Genomic DNA, 18906 nt, shown 5'->3' with positions numbered 1-18906 from the left:
GCCTCGGAGTCTTAACTAGTCGCCATGTCAGTGACCCGTAAGTTATCACAGATCCTGCCGCACTTCGTCGCGATCCTGATCGCGGGGGCGGGCTGTATCGGCGTGGCGATGTGGGCCCGCACGTTTGTCGAGAGCATCGCGGTGCGGGATATCCGGCTGACGCTGGGCCAGGCCGGCCATGACTGGGTGGACGTCGCCGCCGATGGCCTGACCGTGAGGCTGACCGGCACCGCCGATACCGAGGCGATCCGTTTCGCCGCGTTGAGCGCCGCCGGAACCGTGGTAGACGCCAGCCGACTGATCGACGACATGACCGTGAAGGCAGCCGAGGCGATCCAGGCCCCCGATTTTACGATCGAGGTTCTAAAGAACGACGACGGAATCTCCCTGATCGGTCTGGTGCCCCTGGAAAGCGACCCGGAAACCATTCTTCAACGCGTGCGTGGCATTTCGGGCGATGCGAGAGTGACCGATCTTCTGGAAAGCGCCGATTTCGCTCCACCCACCGGCTGGGATCGCGCTTTGTCCTTCGGACTGAGCGCGCTGGAGTCGCTGCCACGCTCGAAGGTCTCGATCACCGCGCAGCGGGTATCGATCACCGCTGTGGCGAAGAATCCCGACGACAAGAGGCAGATCGAGCGCAGGCTGAACCGCGACGCGCCGCCGGGCCTGGCGCTGGCGCTGAACATCACCGCGCCGCGCCCGGTGATCGCGCCCTTCACGCTGCGCTTTCTGATGGACGGCGAGAACGTGCGCTTCGACGCCTGTTCGGCGGATACAGAGGCTGCGCGCGACGCTATCCTTGCCGCCGCAATCGATGCGGGCCTGACCGGCGATGTCGGTTGCGAACTGGGGCTGGGCACGCCGTCGACCCGCTGGGGCGAGGCGGCGGTGGCGGGGATCCGGGCGGTTCAGGCAGCGGGAGGAGGTACGCTGACCATCTCGAACGCCGACGTGACGCTGGTAGGGATCGAGGGGACGCCGCAGAGAACCTTCGACCGGGCCGTTGGAGAGCTTGAAGGCGCGCTTCCGCCGGTCTTTTCGCTGGCCGCGCTTTTGCCGAAGCCGGAAGTGACCGAAAGCGCCGACGGCGCGCAACCTGCTGAGTTCACCGCCACGCGCTCGCCGGAAGGGCAGGTGCAACTACGTGGACGGCTGGGCGACGAGACGACCCGCGCGGCCGTCGAGAGCTATGCGGCGGCGGCTTTTGGCGTTGCCAATGTCTATCCCGCCACGCGAATTGACGAGAATGTGCCGAAGGGCTGGACGGCTCGCGTGCTGGCGGCGCTCGAGGCGCTGTCCTATCTGTCCAGCGGCTCGGCTGTCGTGACGGAAACGGACATAAGTGTCAGCGGTCAGACGGGGATCAAGAGCGCACGCTCGGATATCGCACGGATTCTCTCGGCCAAGCTTGAGACCGGCGCGACCTTCGATCTGGACATCACCTATTCCGAGGCTCTTGATCCGCTGGCCGCGCTGCCGACGCCCGAGGAATGCGTCGAACTGATCAACGTCGCCGGGAACAAGCGCAAGATCACCTTCGCGCCCTCGTCATCGGATATCGAACAGGATGCGATTCCGACCATCGACGCGATCGCGGACATCCTGCGCGATTGCCAGGCGGTGCAGATCGAGATCAGCGGCCACACGGACAGCCAGGGCCGCGAAGTCATGAACGAACAGCTCAGCCAGGCGCGGGCGGATGCCGTTCTGAACGCGATCATGGCGCGGCGGGTTCTGACCTCGAACCTGACCGCGAAAGGCTATGGCGAAAGCCAGCCCATCGCGGACAACGGCACCGAAGAGGGCCGCGAGGCCAACCGGCGGATCGAATTTCGCCTTGTGACGCCCGAGGCCGCAGACGAAGATACGGCCGACGCGGACGGATCACCGACCGAAAACGTCGAAGCCGGAGACGCGGCTGCCGAAGGCGAGACCGAAGATACGGAGGAAAGCCAGTGAACGGAACCGAGTTCATCGCGGCGACAGCGGCGATCCTGTTCATGGCCTTTCTTGCGGGCTGGTTCACCCATTGGCTGATCAGCCGCATCACGCGCGTGACGCGGTCGGACATGGACGATCTCGACAAGATGGCGCAGGAGTTGCACCACGCCGAAGAAGAGCGTGATCAGGCGGTCATCTACATGCAACAGCGTGAAGCCGAACTGACCAACAAGATGGCCCAGACGGAGGCCGAGCTTGAGGCGGCGATGGATGGGCTTCGCGACGCTCGCCGCGAGACAGAAGAACTCCGCGCCTATATCGAGCGGGTAAACCAGGCGAGCTGATCCACCCAAAACCGAACCCGAAATACCGCCCCCGGACGGAACGGAAGGCAGGTAAATCCATCCGTGTCGAAAACGTCCGCTGCACCGGCGAGCTTGCAGGTGCAGTGGCGGCGGCATTGTTCGGAAGAAGGAACCCGGCACCGTTTCCTGGGTTCACAGACCTTGGGTCGATGGTCGGTTTGCTCAGCGGGCCGATTGCGGACGACATGAGCGTCTTTTCCTGAACGACAACGCGCGGGAAAAACTGCCGCCAGGCATCCGCACCGACATTCTCGATTTCGCCATCGCGTGAACAGGCCGGGCGAACCGGATCACAAATCTTGTCACCCCACCACGCAGCAACCCGGTGCTACGACCAGGGGGCAACGGATGAAATCTGAAACAGCGACACAGAAAAGGAGAATTCAGAATGGGTGGACTGCTGTCCCGCGCCTTCGGTGGCGCTCGCGAGGTCTCCCCTCGCCAAGAAATGAAAGAGGCGATTGCCTACTTCGTCGTTCTCATGATCCACGCCGACGGCAACGTTGGCGATGACGAAGTGAACGTGGCGATGGGAACGCTCGCGCGCTGCCGACTTTTTTCGGACAACACCAATCAGGAAGACTTCGCACTTCTGACCCGGATGGAGCGGAAGATGCAGCAGGACGCCGATGGGCTGACGGGGCACTACGCGCAGGTCCTTGCGCAAGATGGCTGGAAGTACACCGCCGCCGCGATCCTCTCCGACATCATGCTGTCCGACGGTGACATCGATCAGGATGAAGTGCGCCTGCTGAAGATGCTCTGCGACCGCGCCGGCATCACCGAAGACGAACTGGACGCAATCGTCGCCACCGTGCGCGCGATGCGCCGCGCCTGGACCAACTGACAGAAAGGGAAATCCACATGTCACGCACCGTCGTTGAAACCGTTTACGGCAAATATTCGAAATACGAGATCGTCCGGGACTCCGGGATGTTCTCGACCTCCGTCTACTTGCTCAAGGACGGCAAGCACGCCGGCTCTTACGGCAGCGTCGAGGCTGCCGTCGCGGCGGCCAAATCCAAGGGGTAAGCGATTGGTCCGCGCAAGCGCGGACCCGCATGCATCAAAGAAACAAGGGGAAAGATCATGACTGATTTCGCGTTTTCCGATCTGGGCCGGGTTCATTGGGGCTCGACACTGAAACTCGCCGTGGGGCGAGCGTTCTTCGCGGGCGTCGTTCTTGCGGTCTTCATGTTGGTCACCTCCGCAAGCGGGCCGGCAAAGCCACCTGTCGGAGAGCTCCTGGCCATACCATTCGTGTGGGCCGTCATCGGGCCAGTCTTCTCGACCGGGATGCATTTCGCGGGCCGCATCTTTTACTTCATCGGAGACATGGCAGACGGGATCGTCGAGACAATATTCGGCCTGATGGCGGCATGTCTCTTGGTCATGGGGTCGCTTCTCATGGCGGCCGGCGATCCGATCGTCTACTTCCTGAACCGACAGTTTCCTGCGCTGTTCAACATCGCGGATCTGAGGTTCTTCAATTTCCGTCCCATGATCTTCATCACCTATCCAGACTGATGCGTATCATCATTCGCGCCGAGGATCTTTACATCACCGACCATCGCCTGATCCTCGGCGGGCGGGTCGTTCAACCTAGCGCCATCGTCTTCACCAATGTCGAACGCCGCGTCTCGGCCGAGCTTCTCGGCTTCGGCCTGGCCATCGCGGTGGCACTGGTACTTCTCCTAAACTCGACCTCGAGCAGTGGCGCGCTTGGGCTGATGACCCTGATCGGGCTTCTGGGGCTTGGGGCGCGGCGCGAGATACTGCGCTGCTGGGTCGTGGTGGTCGAGCTTTACCAGAAAGGTATCGTCGAGATCCGAGGCTTTTACGAAGACGACGCCTTCTTGGTCTTTGAAACGCTTGAAGAGATGCGCGGTGGAACGGGTGATTTCGTACATGGCCCGGGAATTCGATCCACCGGGTTCAGTTGACACGTCCCACAGCGATGCGAGTCGATGGGAAAGCCGGGTCTGCACGGGCCAATCCGCAGTCACGGAATCCTTGCAGGCCCGTCATTCCTCGAAAAAGGCAACCTTCAGTCGGGCAAGCCCATGGGACGCCGCCCACGGCGAACTTTGTCGCGTCAGGGCGGGCACAAGGCACCTTCCGGATCCGAGATGATGTGGGTCGGCAAGATGCGGTTGGCGGCATCCTGTCAAAAGCCGGTCGATCTCGATTTCTGGATATAGCTGCAACAAGGCACTGGACCTAATAGCGGGGGGCGCCTCGGAATAGGGTGCGGTGACCATTAATTGGTCGCATCCGCTTGGCAAAGCGGAGAATATGATTCTCAGCCAGGAAGAGGGGCGCATGAGCCAACCGCAAGTCGAGTTGTCGCCGAAGGTTTCGGACGAAGTCCGCAAGACCACATGCTACATGTGCGCCTGCCGCTGCGGGATCAATGTTCATATGAAGGACGGACAGGTCGCCTATATCGAGGGCAACCGCGACCATCCGGTGAACAAGGGCGTTCTGTGCGCCAAGGGCTCTTCGGGCATCATGCAGCACCTGTCGCCGGCGCGTTTGCGCGCGCCGATGCGGCGGGTGGGACCGCGCGGTTCGGGCGAGTTCGAGGAGATCAGCTGGGAAGAGGCGCTTGAAACTGCGGTTTCCTGGCTGAAGCCGCTCCGCGACACCGACCAGTCGCGGCTTGCCTTCTTTACCGGGCGCGACCAGTCGCAATCCTTCACCTCGTTCTGGGCGCAGGCCTTCGGAACGCCGAACTATGCCGCCCATGGCGGGTTCTGCTCGGTCAACATGGCCGCAGCCGGCATCTATACGATGGGCGGCGCCTTCTGGGAATTCGGCCAGCCCGACTGGGACCGCACGAAGCTGTTCATGATCTTCGGCGTGGCCGAGGACCATGACTCGAACCCGATCAAGATGGGGTTGGGCAAACTGAAGGCGCGGGACGCGAAGGTAATCGGCGTGAACCCGGTGCGCACGGGCTACAACGCGGTCGCCGACGAATGGGTTGGGATCACGCCTGGCACGGACGGGCTGTTCATCCTGAGCCTCGTGCATTGCCTGATGAAGGCCGGGAAGATCGACCTGGATTACCTGGCACGCTTCACCGATGCGCCCTGCCTGGTGAACGGCGACAAGGCCTCCGACGAGTACGGGCTGATCCTGACCAACGAGGCCGGCAAGAAGCTGGTCATGGACCGGGTCACCGGAAAGCCGACCGCGTTCGATGCTCCGGGCGTGAAGCCCGACCTGTCTGCTTTCTGGCGGCATGCCGGTGTGACCCATCGCCCGGTGCTGCATCACATGGCGGAGAAATACCTGTCGGAGGACTACGCGCCCGAAACCGTCGCGCCGAAGATCGGTCTTTCGGCCAAGCGCATCCGAGCCATCGCCGCCGAACTCGCCCGCGTCGCCTTTGACGAGGCCTTCGAGATCGAACACGAGTGGACCGATTTCCGCGGAGAGACGCACAAGACCATGACGGGCCGTCCCGTCAGCTTCCACGCGATGCGCGGGATCAGCGCCCATTCGAATGGGTTCCAGACCTGCCGCGCGCTGCATCTTTTGCAGATCATCCTGGGCTCGGTCGAGGTACCCGGCGGGTTCCGGTTCAAACCGCCCTACCCCAAGCCCGCGACGGCGCATCCTAAGCCCCATGCAGGCGTGACGCCGGGCAAGCCGCTGGACGGGCCGCACCTGGGCTTCGTGCATGGACCCGACGATCTGCTGGTGGACGAGAACAATCGGCCGAAGCGCATCGACAAGGCGTTTTCCTGGGAAAACCCGATGAGCGCGCATGGGCTGATGCACATGCTGATCTCGAACGCGCATGCGGGCGATCCCTACAGGATCGACACCATGATGCTCTACATGGCGAACATGGCGTGGAACTCGTCGATGAACACGTCCGCCGTCATGAAGATATTGACGGACACGGACGAGGATGGCGAATACGTCATTCCGCGGATCATCTATTCGGATGCCTATTCCTCCGAGATGGTCGCCTTTGCCGACCTGATCCTGCCCGACACGACCTATCTGGAGCGGCACGACTGCATCAGCCTTCTGGACCGTCCGATCTGCGAGGCGGAAGCCGCCGCCGACGCGATCCGCTGGCCGGTGGTGGAACCTGATCGCGACGTGCGGGGCTTTCAGTCGGTGCTCTGCGATCTGGGCGCGCGGCTGGGTCTGCCGGGATTCGTGACCGAGGATGGTGGCCAGAAATACGCCGACTATGCCGACTACATCCAGAACCACGAGCGGCGACCCGGTGTCGGGCCGCTGTCGGGATGGCGCGGCAATGGCGACGAACACGGGCGCGGCGCGGCGAACCCGAACCAGATCGAGGAATACAAGAAGAACGGCTCGTTCTGGATTGCGCACATCCCCGACGAGGCGCAGTTCTACAAGCCCTGGAACACGGCCTACCAGGACTGGGCGGTGAAGATCGGGCTTTATGACAAGCCCACGCCCTACCTGTTCACGCTCTGGTGCGAGCCCCTGCGCCGCTTCCAGCTGGCCGCCGAGGGCAGACATCGGCTCTCGCCGCCGGACCATCTGAAGGCGCGCTATTCCACGACGATGGATCCGCTGCCGGTCTGGTATCCCCCGTTCTCGGACGCCGACGACCGGTTCACCGTGCATGCGCTCACCCAGCGTCCGATGGCGATGTATCATTCCTGGGGATCGCAGAACGCGTGGCTGCGGCAGATCCACGGGCGGAACCCGCTCTACGTGCCGACGAAGATATGGGAGGCAAACGGGTTCGCAGACGGCGACTGGGCGCGCGTGACGTCGCCGCATGGCGAAATCGTGGTGCCGGTGGCGCATATGGCCGCGCTGAACGAAAACACCGTCTGGACCTGGAACGCGATCGGCAAGAGGAAGGGCGCCTGGGCACTTTCACCTGAGGCGCCGGAGGCGAAGAAGGGGTTCCTTCTGAACCATATCATTCACGAGCTTCTCCCGCCCAAGGGCGACGGACTGCGATGGGCGAATTCGGACCCGATCACCGGTCAGGCGGCATGGTTCGACCTGAGGGTGCGGGTAGAAAAGGTGCCGGCGCCGACCGAGACGCAGCCCTCTCACCCCGAACAGAAGAGTCCGGTGGGCCGGGGTCCGGAGATCGTGAAACGGAAGGTGGGCGCATGACGATGACTGCTGCAGGGGGGCTCTGCCCCCAGACGCCGGAGGCGTCTTCCGCCGGCATATTTTCACCAAGAAGAAATGGTGACCTTACTGGAATCATGCTTCATCCCGAGAAGAGCTTGTCCCTCCCGGCCTCGGTCAACGGGAAATCGGGAGGACTGTCATGACGTCGCTTCCGACCCATACCGAGAAGACGCTTGGCCTTGTCATCGACCTGGATACCTGTGTCGGCTGCCATGCCTGCGTGACCGCCTGCAAGGGCTGGAACACAGAGAACTACGGCGCACCCCTGGCAGACAAGGATGCCTATGGCGCGGATCCCGTGGGCAGCTTCCTGAACCGGGTGCATTCCTATGAGGTCCAGCCGACGACCGGTGGGCCAGCGCAGCTGTATCATTTTCCCAAGTCCTGCCTGCACTGCGCCGATGCGCCATGCGTGACAGTCTGTCCGACAGGCGCCAGCTACAAACGGGTCGAGGACGGGATCGTCCTGGTGAACGAGACCGACTGCATCGGCTGCGGTCTCTGCGCCTGGGCCTGCCCCTACGGCGCGCGGGAGATGGACCCAGCCGAGCAGGTGATGAAGAAATGCACGCTGTGCGTCGACCGGATCTATAACGAGAACCTGCCCGAGGAAGACCGTCAGCCCGCCTGCGTGCGGACCTGCCCAGCGGGCGCGCGGCATTTCGGAGACCTGTCGGACCCGGAGAGCGCGGTCAGCCAGCTGGTGGCCGAGCGCGGCGGGATCGAACTGATGCCCGAGCAAGGCACGGCCCCCGTCAATCGCTATCTGCCGCCGCGTCCGCGCGACGCCGAACCCGAGTACGATATCCTCGCCCCTTACCTGGAACCCGTCGCGGAGGAGCCGAAGGGCTTTCTTGGCTGGCTGGACCGCACGCTGGAAAGGATCGGCTGATGCATCCGGCACCATCCATCATCCTGTTCACCACCCTGTCGGGCCTTGGCTTCGGCATGCTGACCTTTCTTGGGCTCGACGCCCCGGCTCCGCGTGGCTGGGTGGCTTTCTGGTTCTTCGCCATCGCCTATGTCCTGGCAGCCGGGGGGCTGATCTCCTCGACCTTCCATCTTGGCCATCCGGAGCGCGCACTGAAGGCCTTTACCCAGTGGCGGTCGAGCTGGTTGTCACGCGAGGCCTGGCTGGCGGTTCTGGCGCTTGGGCTCATGGGGCTTTACGCGATCGGACTTGTCTTTTTCGACGCGCGATGGAGCTTCTTCGGGATCCTCGGCGGGCTGTTGTCGCTGGCGACCGTGTTCGCCACGTCGATGATCTATACCCAGATGCGGACAGTGCCCCGCTGGAACCACTGGTCGCCACCGGTGCTTTTTCTGCTTTACGCCGTTGCGGGCGGCGGTCTGATGACCGGCCATGTGTCGCTGGCGCTCTGGCTTTTCCCGCTCGCGGGAATTGTGCAGATCGTGGCCTGGGCCGATCAGGACAGGCGCGAAAGGATGTCGGACACCACCCTGGCCACGGCCACGGGGCTGGGCGGCATCGGCACGGTCCGCGCCTTCGAGCCGCCGCATACCGGATCGAACTACCTGACCAAGGAAATGGTGTTCCGGATCGGGCGCAAGCATGCCGCGACGTTGAAGGTGATCTCGCTGTTTCTCGCCTTTGCCTTTCCGGTCCTGCTGCTGCTTCTTCCGTTCCACCATATAATGGCCGTTCTCGCCGTCCTGTCGCATGTCGCCGGCGTACTGGTGCAGCGCTGGCTGTTCTTCGCTGAAGCCCGGCACGTGGTGGGTCTTTACTACGGGCGCTAGACGCAAACCGGCCATGCGCCGGGGGCGACGTTGTGTCGGTTGTTATGAATGCTGCAATTGCATAATGTCCGCGCAACCCGCGGCAGGTGAGTCTGCCGTGCGGTCATGCAAGATGGAGGAGCATCCCTTGACCAACGTCGTAATCGCCTCGGCCGCACGGACAGCCGTCGGAAGTTTCAATGGCTCGTTCGCCAACACTCCTGCTCATGATCTGGGCGCTGCGGTCCTGGAGGCTCTGGTAGAGCGTGCAGGCATCGAGAAGGCCGATGTCAGCGAAACGATCCTCGGCCAGGTTCTGACCGCGGGACAGGGTCAGAACCCTGCGCGGCAGGCTCACGTCAACGCCGGCTTGCCGATCGAAAGCGCGGCCTGGGGCATCAACCAGGTCTGTGGCTCGGGCCTGCGGGCCGTGGCGCTGGGCGCGCAGCACATCATGCTGGGCGATGCGGCGATCGTGGCCGCGGGCGGCCAGGAAAATATGTCGATGAGCCCCCATGTCCAGAACCTTCGGGCCGGGCACAAGATGGGCGACCTGACCTTCATCGATTCGATGATCAAGGATGGTCTCTGGGATGCCTTCAATGGCTATCACATGGGTCAGACCGCCGAGAACGTCGCGCAGCAGTGGCAGATCAGCCGCGACCAGCAGGACGAATTCGCGCTCGCCAGCCAGAACAAGGCCGAGGCCGCGCAGAAGGCCGGCAAGTTCGACGACGAGGTGATCGCCTTCACGATCAAGACCCGTAAGGGCGACATCGTCGTGGACAAGGACGAGTACATCCGCCTAGGCGCGACGATCGAGAACATGCAGAAGCTGCGCCCGGCCTTCACCAGGGACGGTTCGGTCACTGCAGGCAACGCCTCGGGCATCAATGACGGCGCCGCCGCCGTACTGCTGATGAGCGCGGACGAGGCCGAGAAGCGCGGCATCGAGCCCCTGGCCCGCATCGCGTCCTATGCGACCGCAGGTCTCGACCCCTCGATCATGGGCGTCGGCCCGATCCACGCCAGCCGCAAGGCGCTGGACAAGGCGGGCTGGTCCGTGAGCGATCTGGATCTGGTCGAGGCGAACGAAGCCTTCGCCGCGCAGGCCTGCGCCGTGAACAAGGACATGGGCTGGGATCCCGCGATCGTGAACGTGAACGGCGGCGCCATCGCCATCGGCCACCCGATCGGTGCTTCCGGCTGCCGCGTTCTGAACACGCTCCTGTTCGAGATGAAGCGCCGCGATGCCAAGAAGGGTCTGGCGACGCTATGCATCGGTGGCGGCATGGGCGTGGCGATGTGCGTCGAGCGCGGATGATCCGTTGCGCCGCCTGACGGCGGCGCCATGCCGGAGGGGCGCTGCCCCTCCGAACCACCCCGCCGTATTTTTCCCAGGAAGAAAGAGCGGGACAGCGAATTTTTTATGGAGGACATGAAATGGGACGTGTTGCCCTTGTGACCGGCGGAAGCCGGGGAATTGGTGAAGCGATTTCGAAGGCACTGAAGGCCGAAGGCTATGAAGTCGCCGCCACCTATGCCGGCAATGACGAGAAGGCCGCGGCCTTCACTGCCGAAACCGGCATCCGGACGTACAAGTGGAACGTGGCCGATTACGAGGCCTCGAAGGCCGGTATCGCGCAGGTCGAGGCCGATCTTGGTCCGATCGACACGGTCGTTGCGAATGCCGGCATAACGCGCGACGCCATGTTCCACCGGATGACTCCGGAGCAGTGGAAAGAGGTGATCGACACCAACCTGACCGGTGTGTTCAACACGATCCACCCGATCTGGCCCGGCATGCGCGAGCGCAAGTTCGGCCGCATCATCGTGATCTCATCGATCAACGGCCAGAAGGGCCAGGCGGGTCAGGTTAACTATGCCGCGACCAAGGCGGGCGACCTTGGCATCGTCAAGTCGCTGGCCCAGGAAGGCGCGCGCGCTGGCATCACCGCCAACGCCGTTTGCCCCGGCTATATCGGCACCGAGATGGTGCGCGCGATCCCCGAGGACGTTCTGAACTCGAAGATCATCCCGCAGATTCCGGCTGGCCGTTTGGGCGAACCCGAGGAAATCGCGCGTTGTGTCGTTTTTCTGGCCGCAGAGGAGGCCGGTTTCATCAACGGTTCGACGATTTCCGCCAACGGCGCACAGTTCTTCGTCTGAGGCACTCAGGCGTTACACGCAGGAAGGGCCGACGGTTAGCCGGCCCTTTTCATTTCCATATCTGGCGTCTGGGCACCGCGATGGTGATGCGCAGGCCCGAATTCAGGGTTTATGGATGCACCGCAGGGATGCCATCGGCATCGGACGCGGCGCGAGGGGATCAATGCGTTGAGGCTGAAAGCCGCTCAATTTCCTCTTTGATCTTGAGTTTTTGCTTCTTGAGCGCGGTGATCTTGAGATCGTCGACCGAATGGCTGCGCTGGGCTTCTTCCACTTCGTGCGAGAGATGTTCGTGTTTCTTCCGGAGTTCCTGCAGGTGCGAACTCAGACTCATGGTCGTACTCCTCTCTTGTTGAATGTCTTTACTCCAGCACGAAACTTGATTCGTGTCACGCGCCGCGAAGACAGGCCCCAAACGTAAGGCCATAGATGTTACCTGTTCATTAATGCGACCAGATCAAGGGGCGCGGCATCGCGCAGGATCGACGAGGTCTCGGGGGTGTAATCGTCCCCGTCGGCAAGGTGCGCCGGGCCGGAGTGCAGAACGAAGGGTGGCAGAAGGCGAAACCGACCCTTCGCACCTTTTTTCGCTTGAAGAACAAAGAGTTTGGCCTCACGCCCCGAGCGCGCCGCCAAGGGCAGGACAACGAGATCGCCGACCCTTTGATCGAGGCTGGCAAGGAGCTGCGGCAACCGCTCGATGCGCTGGATGATGCTGAGGACTCCGCCCGGCTTCAGGCGGCGAATTCCGGCTTCCGTCCACGTGGGCAACGGTGTCTCCTCTCCCCGGCCGCCCTCGCGGGAGGCGTCCTGCGCCGGGCTGCCGCCAGTGCGGTCAAAGAAGGGCGGGTTGGCCAGCACATGGTCGAAAGACATCGCGCGGAGTTCCGCGGGCATCTCCTGCAGATCGGCTTCCACGATATGCGCGCCGATGCCATTCGACTCGGCGTTCTCGGCGGCAAGCGCAGCCAGTTGCGGGTCGCGTTCCACCCCGACACCGTCAAGCCCGGCAACGCGTGCCATCAGGCAGAGAAGCGCGGCGCCGGTCCCGGTTCCCAGTTCAAGCACGCTCTGGCCCGGGCGGGCGGGAACGCTGGCGGCAAGAAGCACCGGATCGACGCCCGCGCGGTACCCCGCGCGCGGCTGGCGAAGGCGGATACGGCCCCCGAGAAAATCGTCTTCCGTTGTGGCGGTCATTCCTCGACGGTCAGATCGTTGTCGCGCAGCACGCTGGCCGCGCGGAACCAATCCTGATCGCGCACCATCAGGCGGCGCGGCAATATGCCGATGCTGCCTTCCAGGACGCTCATGTGGACGTCCATCTGAAAGCAGTCTATATCCTCGCCCTCAAGCAGAGCGCTCGCAAAGGCGATGACGGTCGGATCGTTGGTGCGGATGAGCTCTTTCATGGGATGGACTTAATGGCAGACCCGCAGGTTTGTCGAGCAATCTGACGAGTGTGTGATGAGCCTGGACGCGGATGCATCGGTGAAACCGCATGAAAGCCTCGCCGCCACATTGGCAGGCGACCTTGAGCGCGTGAATGCGCTGATCCGTGAGCGGATGGCATCCAAGCATGCGCCGCGCATCCCCGAAGTCACGGCGCATCTGGTCGAGGCGGGCGGCAAGCGCCTGCGCCCGATGCTGACGCTGGCCGCAGCGCGTCTGTGTGGCTACGAAGGCGAGAACCATGTGCGTCTGGCCGCGACGGTGGAGTTCATCCATACCGCCACGCTTCTGCACGACGATGTTGTGGACGAGAGCAAACAGCGGCGCGGACGGCCAACGGCGAACCTCTTGTGGGACAACAAGTCGTCGGTTCTGGTGGGCGATTACCTGTTCGCGCGTTCGTTCCAGCTGATGACCGATACCGGGTCGCTGACGGTGCTGCGCATCCTGTCGGACGCTGCCGCGACGATCGCCGAGGGCGAGGTGCTGCAACTGACCGCAGCCGCCAACCTGTCGACGACCGAAGACATCTATATCCAGGTCGTGCGCGGCAAGACGGCCGCGCTCTTCGCCGCCGCCTGCGAGGTGGGCGGCGAGATTGCGGGCGTTCCGCAGGAACAGGTCGAAGCGCTGCGCACCTATGGGGATGCGCTGGGTATCGCGTTCCAGATTGCCGACGACCTTCTGGACTATGGCGGCGACGCCAACGCCACGGGCAAGAACGTGGGCGACGATTTCCGCGAGCGGAAGCTGACGCTGCCGGTGATCAAGGCGGTCGCGAAGGCCGATGCCGACGAGCGCGCGTTCTGGGAGCGGACGATTCAGAAGGGCGACCAGCGGGACGGTGATCTGGACGAGGCGCTGCGGCTGATCGCGAAGCACGGCACGATGGAGGCCACGCGGGCCGATGCGCTGCGGTGGTCGGAAACGGCGAAGGACGCCATGCGGCTGTTGCCCGAGCACGCCTTGCGCGAAACGCTTATCGACCTGGCGGATTACGTGGTGGCGCGGATCAGCTAGGCCCGGTCTACTTGCGGACGGGCATCGAGCGTTGCAGCTGATCGCCGACAAGCCCACCGGCGATCCAGTAGTCCGGATAGAGGTGTCTGAGCCGGTCGACCGCGGCTTTCCCGGAATCGACGGACGAGAAAATGCCGAAACAGGTCGCGCCAGAGCCGGACATGCGGGAAAGCTCGCAGCCGTCACAGGCAGACAAGGCGTCAAGTGTCAGCCCGATTTCCGGAACAAGCGTCCGGGCCACGGGCTCCAGATCGTTACGACAGCCTGCAAGAAAGTCGATCAGGTCCACCGTTGATGCAAAATCGGGCAGCCTGTCCGGCATCGGCGGGTTCGTCTTTGACTTGAGCGCGCGAAACACCTCGGGTGTCGAGACCGGCACACGGGGATTAACGAATACCGCCGGAAGGGCCGGCAGATCAAGAAATTCGATCTTTTCACCGATACCTTGCGCCCGGAGCGGTCTGGGACGCAGGCACATCGGCACATCGGCACCGAGATCGAGCAGCGCCTTGGCATAGGTCTGGTGGATGATCTGGGGCATCGCCCAGACGGAATCCGCCGGGACTTCGGCCTCGTCGCCAAACATCAGCATGCCGCGAAAGGCAGCCGCTGCATCTGCCGAGCCGCCACCGATACCCGAGGCGACCGGCAGGAACTTGGTCAGGACCATCGTCACGGATTGGCCATCCGGCGCCATCATTGCGGCGCGCATCGCGATGTTTTCCATATCCGCAGGAACGCCCCTGGCTTCAGGGCCTTCGACAGTCAAGGATGTGACATTGCCCGGCTGCAAAATCAGTCTGTCGCCCACCGGCGCGAAGGCCACGAGACTGTCCAGCAGGTGATACCCGTCCGCCCGCTGTCCGGTGACATGAAGCGTCAGGTTGATCTTGGCCGGCGCGAAGACCTCAATTGCTGTCATTGGCCATCTTGAGTGGCGGTGCGCCTTCTTCCTCCAGCACCTGGTCGAGACCGACCTCAAGCTTGCGGCGGACGCGATCGGGGTCGATGTCGCCGCTTGCCTCTTCGTGGTCGATGAAGGACAGGGCGCGGTGCCACTGGAACTCGGCCTCGCGCTTGCGTCCTACGGCCCAGTACACGTCACCCAAGTGATCGTTCACCACCGGATCGATCGGCATCAGCTCGACTGCCTTTTCCATGTGGCCGACTGCTTCTTCGTAGCGGCCAAGGCGGTAAAGACCCCAGCCAAGCGAGTCGATGATGTAACCCGAGTCCGGACGCAGTGCGACGGCACGCTCGATCAGATCCAGCGCTTCGTCGTAGTTGCTCTGCATTTCCAGGAAGGAATAGCCGAGGTAGTTCATCACCTGCGGCTGTTCGGGACGCAATTCCAGTGCTTTCCGGAAGTCGGCCTCGGCCTTGTCCCATTCTCCGGTTCTTTCGTGGCTGATGCCGCGGGCGAAGTAGACGATCCAGTGCTGTTCCTCGGGGGTTTCGATCAGTGCTAGCGCGTCGTCATAGGGCTGGATCGACTCCTCGAACCGCTCCATCCCGCGCAGCGTGTCGCCCAGCGTTACATGCACGAGAGGTAACTCGCCGTGGCTTTTGGTCAGCTGGCGCAGCACCTCGATCGCCGCGTCTTCGCGGCCCGAGCGGCGCAGCGCCTCGGCGCGCCCAAGTTCCGCCGCGTGGAACGACGGGTCGTCGCGCGGCACGGTGTCATAGACCTCGGTTGCGAGGTCATAGCGCTCCAGATCCTCCAGAAGCTCGGCCGTCATCAGAAGAGCGTCGATATGGTCGGGCCGAAGAGCCAGTGCCATCCGGCTGTAGAGAAGCGTATAGGCCTGCTGCGCCTCGCCCTGCAGCGCGCTCGCGATCGAGTAATAGACCTCGGCCATGCCGTCCTCGGCGCGGCGCACCGTCGAGAACGGCAGCACTTCTCCTGCTTCGAGACGGCGCTTCACGTCCTCGAGGTACGGGTCCAGGTTGCTGCCGAAGGTCGCGGTGATAAGTTCCAGCGCGTCAGCGTCGCGCTCCAGCTGGCTGAGAACCTCGACATAGGCGATCAGCCCCCGTCGCGTCAGACGGATAGTGTTGCCCGTCTCGCCGGAGAAAATCTCGGCAGCGCCCTCGAAGTCGCCGACAGAGGCCAAGGCAAGCGCCTTGTGATAGAGGCCGAAGGCTTCGACGCCCTGGTTGGTGCCGATCACGTCGAACGCCTCGATCGCGGCGGTCATCTGCCCGTCGCCCACCAGCGCCCATGCGCGCGCCAGCCCGTCGAACAGCGGGCCAACGGTAAGGCCAGCGTCGAGATCCTGGCCGATCGTGGACCAGTTTCCGTTGCGCGCGGCGTCACCAAGAAGGATCAGGCCGGATAACTGGCTTTCGGCGCCGGACTGGATCAGCCGCCGGGCAATGGGGGCCGCACGATCAAGGTCGCCAAGTCCCAGGTACGCCGTCGCGGCGTTTTCAAGCAGCGAAATATTCCCCGGATCGCGGACCAGTGCCCGGGCATAGTACTGCGCGGCCTCGGCGAAATCGCTGGCGATGATCGCCGAGCGGGCGGCCAGGTATCCTCCGGCATCCTCGGCCCTTGCCGGAAGCGCAAGCGCCGCGGCAAGGGCGGTTGTCAGAAAGAGTTTGCGCAGGGGCATATCGCGATCCTTCTCGGGTTTGGGGAAAACCTAGTCCCCGCATACCGGCTGTGCAATGCAGAGCCGCCGAAATGACGCGCATATCAGGCAAGTGTTACCGACGGACTGCTTGAAGTCCGTGCAAAAGGGTCGGAACGCCGGACACCGGACCTTACATGTTCGGATAGTTGGGCCCGTCTCCGCCCTGCGGGACTGTCCAGTTGATGTTCTGGGACGGGTCCTTGATGTCGCAGGTCTTGCAATGGACGCAGTTCTGGAAGTTGATGACGAACTTCTCGTCGACGACCTCATAGACACCGGCCGGACAATAACGCTGCGCAGGTTCCGCGTATTTCGGCAGGTTCACCTTGATCGGGACGTTCGGGTCTTTCAGGTGCAGGTGCGCGGGCTGGCTTTCCTCGTGGTTGGTGAACGAGAAACTGACGTTGGTCAGACGGTCGAACGACAACTTTCCGTCCGGCTTGGGATAGTCGATGGGCTGATGGTTCGCCGCCGGTTCGGTCGCCTCGGCGTCCGTCTTGCCGTGCGACTGCGTGCCCAGAAGCGAGAAGCCCAGAGTGTTGGTCCACATGTCGAAGCCGCCAAGTGTAAGCGAGGCGACAAGGCCGCGATTCGACCACAAGGGTTTGACATTACGAACCTTTTTCAGGTCCTTGCCGACCGGACCTTCTTTCAGGTCCTTGAAGTAACCCTCCAGCACGTCGCCCGAGCGGCCCGCCTGGATCGCGCGATAGGCATGCTCGGCCGCGGTCTTGCCCGAAAGCATCGCGTTGTGGTTGCCCTTGATGCGGGGCACGTTCACCAGGCCTACCGAACAACCAAGAAGCGCGCCGCCGGGGAACGCGGCCTCGGGCATCGACTGGTAGCCGCCCTCGGTGATCGCGCGTGCGCCATATGCGATGCGCTTGCCGCCTTCCAGAAGCTTCGCGACCATCGGATGGTGCTTGAAGCGCTGGAACTCCATGTAGGGGAACAGGTGTGGGTTCTTGTAGTTCAGATGCACCACGAAACCCACGTAGACCTGGTTGTTCTCGAGATGATAGATGAACGACCCGCCGCCGGCATTGCCACCCAGCGGCCAGCCCATCGTGTGGGTGACGCTGCCCTCGCGGTGCTTGGCGGGGTCGATCTCCCAGATCTCCTTCATGCCGATGCCGTATTTCTGCGGCTCCGAGTTCTTGTCGAGCCCGTATTTCGCGATGACCTCTTTTGAGAGCGAACCGCGCACGCCCTCGCCCAGGAAGACATACTTGCCCAAAAGCTCCATGCCCGGCTCGTAATGCGGGCCCGGCGTGCCGTCGGCGTTCTTGCCCATCTCGCCCGCGACGACGCCTTTGACCTCGCCATTCTCGCCGTAGATCAGTTCCGAGGCGGCAAAGCCGGGGAAGACCTGAACGCCCATCTCCTCGGCCTGCTCGGCCATCCAGCGGCAGACATTGCCCATCGAGACAATGTAGTTGCCGTGGTTGTTCATCAAGGGCGGCATTGGGAAGTTCGGAATGCGTAGCGCGCCTGCTTCGCCCAGCATGTAGAACTTGTCTTCGCGCACGGGCACGTTCAGCGGCGCGCCCTTTTTCTTCCAGTCGGGGATCAGCGCATCGAGGCCGCAGGGGTCGAGAACCGCGCCCGAGAGAATGTGCGCCCCGACCTCGGAGCCCTTCTCCAGCACCACGACCTCGAGATCGGCATCAAGCTGTTTCAGGCGGATCGCGGCGGACAGACCGGCAGGTCCCGCGCCAACGATGACAACGTCGAATTCCATGCTTTCGCGTTCGATCTCGGCCATCTTCAACGGCTCCCCTGTTTTTCAGATCGCTTTTCCGAACAATGGCCTATCCGCGAAGAGCGGTCCGGGTCAATTGCGACGGAACGTTACAGCTTTCCGCCGAGACGGAAGCCTTCTCTTGACTCACCCCTGCCCGAAAGCGTTAGAAGGCGGTCAGACTTGCGAGCAAAGTTGGTTTTCATGGAAAAGATACCGCTGACCCGCGCGGGGCACACCGCGCTCAATGAAGAATTGAAAAAGCTCAAGTCGGTCGAGCGTCCGGCGGTGATCCGCGCTATTGCAGAGGCGCGTGAGCACGGGGACCTGAGCGAGAACGCCGAGTATCACGCTGCGCGCGAAAAGCAGAGCTTCATCGAGGGCCGGGTGAAGGAGCTGGAAGGTATCCTGTCGCTGGCCGACGTGATCGACACCTCGAGACTGTCGGGCGCTGTGAAATTCGGTGCCGTCGTCACGATCGTCGACGAAGACACAGACGAGGAAAAGACCTATCAGATCGTCGGGGAACCCGAGGCGGATATCGAATCCGGCAAGCTGAACGTGAAATCGCCGCTGGCACGCGCGCTGATCGGAAAAGACGAAGGCGACAGCGTCGAGGTGCGTACGCCTGGCGGCGAAAAGTCATACGAAATTCTGAAGATCGAATATTCCTGAGCCCGGGGGCGTTTTC

At 62.9% G+C, this 18906-nt stretch carries 19 protein-coding genes; 13 read left to right on the top strand and 6 right to left on the bottom strand.

Going from position 1 to position 18906, the window contains the following annotated elements; all coding sequences use genetic code 11:
• The first annotated feature begins 24 nt into the window (after positions 1–24).
• The 11 genes from ACKLNI_RS03715 (at position 25) to phbB (ending at position 11369) form a co-directional block, all read left to right on the top strand.
• Complete coding sequence (locus ACKLNI_RS03715) at positions 25–1962, top strand: OmpA family protein (protein ID WP_413717674.1); 1938 nt, start codon at positions 25–27, stop codon at positions 1960–1962.
• Positions 1959–2288, top strand: coding sequence for a hypothetical protein (locus ACKLNI_RS03710; RefSeq protein WP_413717673.1), 330 nt, complete (start codon positions 1959–1961; stop codon positions 2286–2288). Before ACKLNI_RS03715 ends, ACKLNI_RS03710 begins: the two co-directional genes overlap by 4 nt.
• A 409-nt stretch (positions 2289–2697) precedes the next feature.
• Positions 2698–3156 (top strand): tellurite resistance TerB family protein, encoded by a 459-nt coding sequence (locus ACKLNI_RS03705; RefSeq protein WP_413717672.1) that lies wholly within the window; start codon positions 2698–2700, stop codon positions 3154–3156.
• 17 nt (positions 3157–3173) lie between these two features.
• Entirely contained in the window at positions 3174–3341 is a 168-nt protein-coding gene (locus ACKLNI_RS03700) for a hypothetical protein (protein ID WP_413717671.1), read from the top strand.
• Between the two features lie 57 nt (positions 3342–3398).
• The gene (locus ACKLNI_RS03695; protein WP_413717670.1) at positions 3399–3836 is read left to right on the top strand and encodes a hypothetical protein; all 438 of its coding nucleotides are present in this window, start codon (positions 3399–3401) and stop codon (positions 3834–3836) included.
• Entirely contained in the window at positions 3836–4252 is a 417-nt protein-coding gene (locus tag ACKLNI_RS03690) for a hypothetical protein (RefSeq protein ID WP_413717669.1), read from the top strand. The genes ACKLNI_RS03695 and ACKLNI_RS03690 overlap by 1 nt, the downstream gene beginning before the upstream one ends.
• Positions 4253–4631: 379 nt before the next feature.
• The gene (locus ACKLNI_RS03685) at positions 4632–7439 is read left to right on the top strand and encodes a molybdopterin oxidoreductase family protein (RefSeq protein WP_413717668.1); all 2808 of its coding nucleotides are present in this window, start codon (positions 4632–4634) and stop codon (positions 7437–7439) included.
• Positions 7440–7599: 160 nt separating this feature from the next.
• Positions 7600–8352 carry a 4Fe-4S dicluster domain-containing protein gene (locus ACKLNI_RS03680; RefSeq protein WP_413717666.1) on the top strand — a complete coding sequence of 251 codons (753 nt, stop codon included), beginning with the start codon at positions 7600–7602 and terminating at the stop codon, positions 8350–8352.
• Positions 8352–9221: a dimethyl sulfoxide reductase anchor subunit family protein gene (locus ACKLNI_RS03675; RefSeq protein WP_413717665.1), complete on the top strand. Its 870-nt coding sequence runs from the start codon at positions 8352–8354 to the stop codon at positions 9219–9221. The genes ACKLNI_RS03680 and ACKLNI_RS03675 overlap by 1 nt, the downstream gene beginning before the upstream one ends.
• Positions 9222–9348: 127 nt before the next feature.
• Positions 9349–10524, top strand: a complete 1176-nt coding sequence (locus ACKLNI_RS03670; RefSeq protein WP_413717663.1) for an acetyl-CoA C-acetyltransferase — start codon at positions 9349–9351, stop codon at positions 10522–10524.
• 119 nt (positions 10525–10643) lie between these two features.
• The gene (phbB, locus tag ACKLNI_RS03665; RefSeq protein ID WP_413717662.1) at positions 10644–11369 is read left to right on the top strand and encodes an acetoacetyl-CoA reductase; all 726 of its coding nucleotides are present in this window, start codon (positions 10644–10646) and stop codon (positions 11367–11369) included.
• A 160-nt stretch (positions 11370–11529) separates the two neighbouring features.
• Here the strand turns inward: phbB and ACKLNI_RS03660 are convergent, their stop codons facing one another.
• From ACKLNI_RS03660 to ACKLNI_RS03650, 3 genes are all read right to left on the bottom strand, one after another.
• On the bottom strand, positions 11530–11703 hold the full coding sequence (locus ACKLNI_RS03660; RefSeq protein WP_413717661.1) for a YdcH family protein: 174 nt from the start codon (positions 11701–11703) through the stop codon (positions 11530–11532).
• A gap of 98 nt (positions 11704–11801) precedes the next feature.
• Entirely contained in the window at positions 11802–12566 is a 765-nt protein-coding gene (locus ACKLNI_RS03655; RefSeq protein WP_413717660.1) for a tRNA1(Val) (adenine(37)-N6)-methyltransferase, read from the bottom strand.
• Positions 12563–12778, bottom strand: a complete 216-nt coding sequence (locus ACKLNI_RS03650) for a putative signal transducing protein (RefSeq protein WP_413717659.1) — start codon at positions 12776–12778, stop codon at positions 12563–12565. The genes ACKLNI_RS03655 and ACKLNI_RS03650 overlap by 4 nt, the downstream gene beginning before the upstream one ends.
• A gap of 55 nt (positions 12779–12833) precedes the next feature.
• Between ACKLNI_RS03650 and ACKLNI_RS03645 the strand changes: the two genes are divergently transcribed.
• A complete protein-coding gene (locus ACKLNI_RS03645; RefSeq protein ID WP_413717658.1) occupies positions 12834–13838 on the top strand; it encodes a polyprenyl synthetase family protein in 1005 nt (334 codons plus the stop codon).
• Positions 13839–13845: 7 nt separating this feature from the next.
• On the opposite strand, the gene ACKLNI_RS03640 is transcribed toward ACKLNI_RS03645, so the two are convergent.
• The 3 genes from ACKLNI_RS03640 to ACKLNI_RS03630 form a co-directional block, all read right to left on the bottom strand.
• Positions 13846–14760, bottom strand: coding sequence for a 4-(cytidine 5'-diphospho)-2-C-methyl-D-erythritol kinase (locus tag ACKLNI_RS03640; RefSeq protein WP_413717656.1), 915 nt, complete (start codon positions 14758–14760; stop codon positions 13846–13848).
• On the bottom strand, positions 14747–16453 hold the full coding sequence (locus tag ACKLNI_RS03635; protein WP_413717655.1) for a tetratricopeptide repeat protein: 1707 nt from the start codon (positions 16451–16453) through the stop codon (positions 14747–14749). The genes ACKLNI_RS03640 and ACKLNI_RS03635 overlap by 14 nt, the downstream gene beginning before the upstream one ends.
• Positions 16454–16604: 151 nt before the next feature.
• Positions 16605–18239, bottom strand: a complete 1635-nt coding sequence (locus ACKLNI_RS03630) for an electron transfer flavoprotein-ubiquinone oxidoreductase (protein ID WP_413717654.1) — start codon at positions 18237–18239, stop codon at positions 16605–16607.
• 180 nt (positions 18240–18419) lie between these two features.
• Here ACKLNI_RS03630 and greA point away from each other — a divergent pair, with 180 nt between their 5' ends.
• Positions 18420–18890, top strand: coding sequence for a transcription elongation factor GreA (greA, locus tag ACKLNI_RS03625; protein WP_413717653.1), 471 nt, complete (start codon positions 18420–18422; stop codon positions 18888–18890).
• The last annotated feature ends 16 nt before the right edge of the window (positions 18891–18906 follow it).

The organism is Silicimonas lutimaris, assembly GCF_047314965.1.
Lineage (GTDB): Bacteria > Pseudomonadota > Alphaproteobacteria > Rhodobacterales > Rhodobacteraceae > JAVJUV01.
The sequence above is the reverse complement of the archived record's forward strand: the minus strand, read 5'-3'. Positions and strand labels throughout refer to the sequence as shown.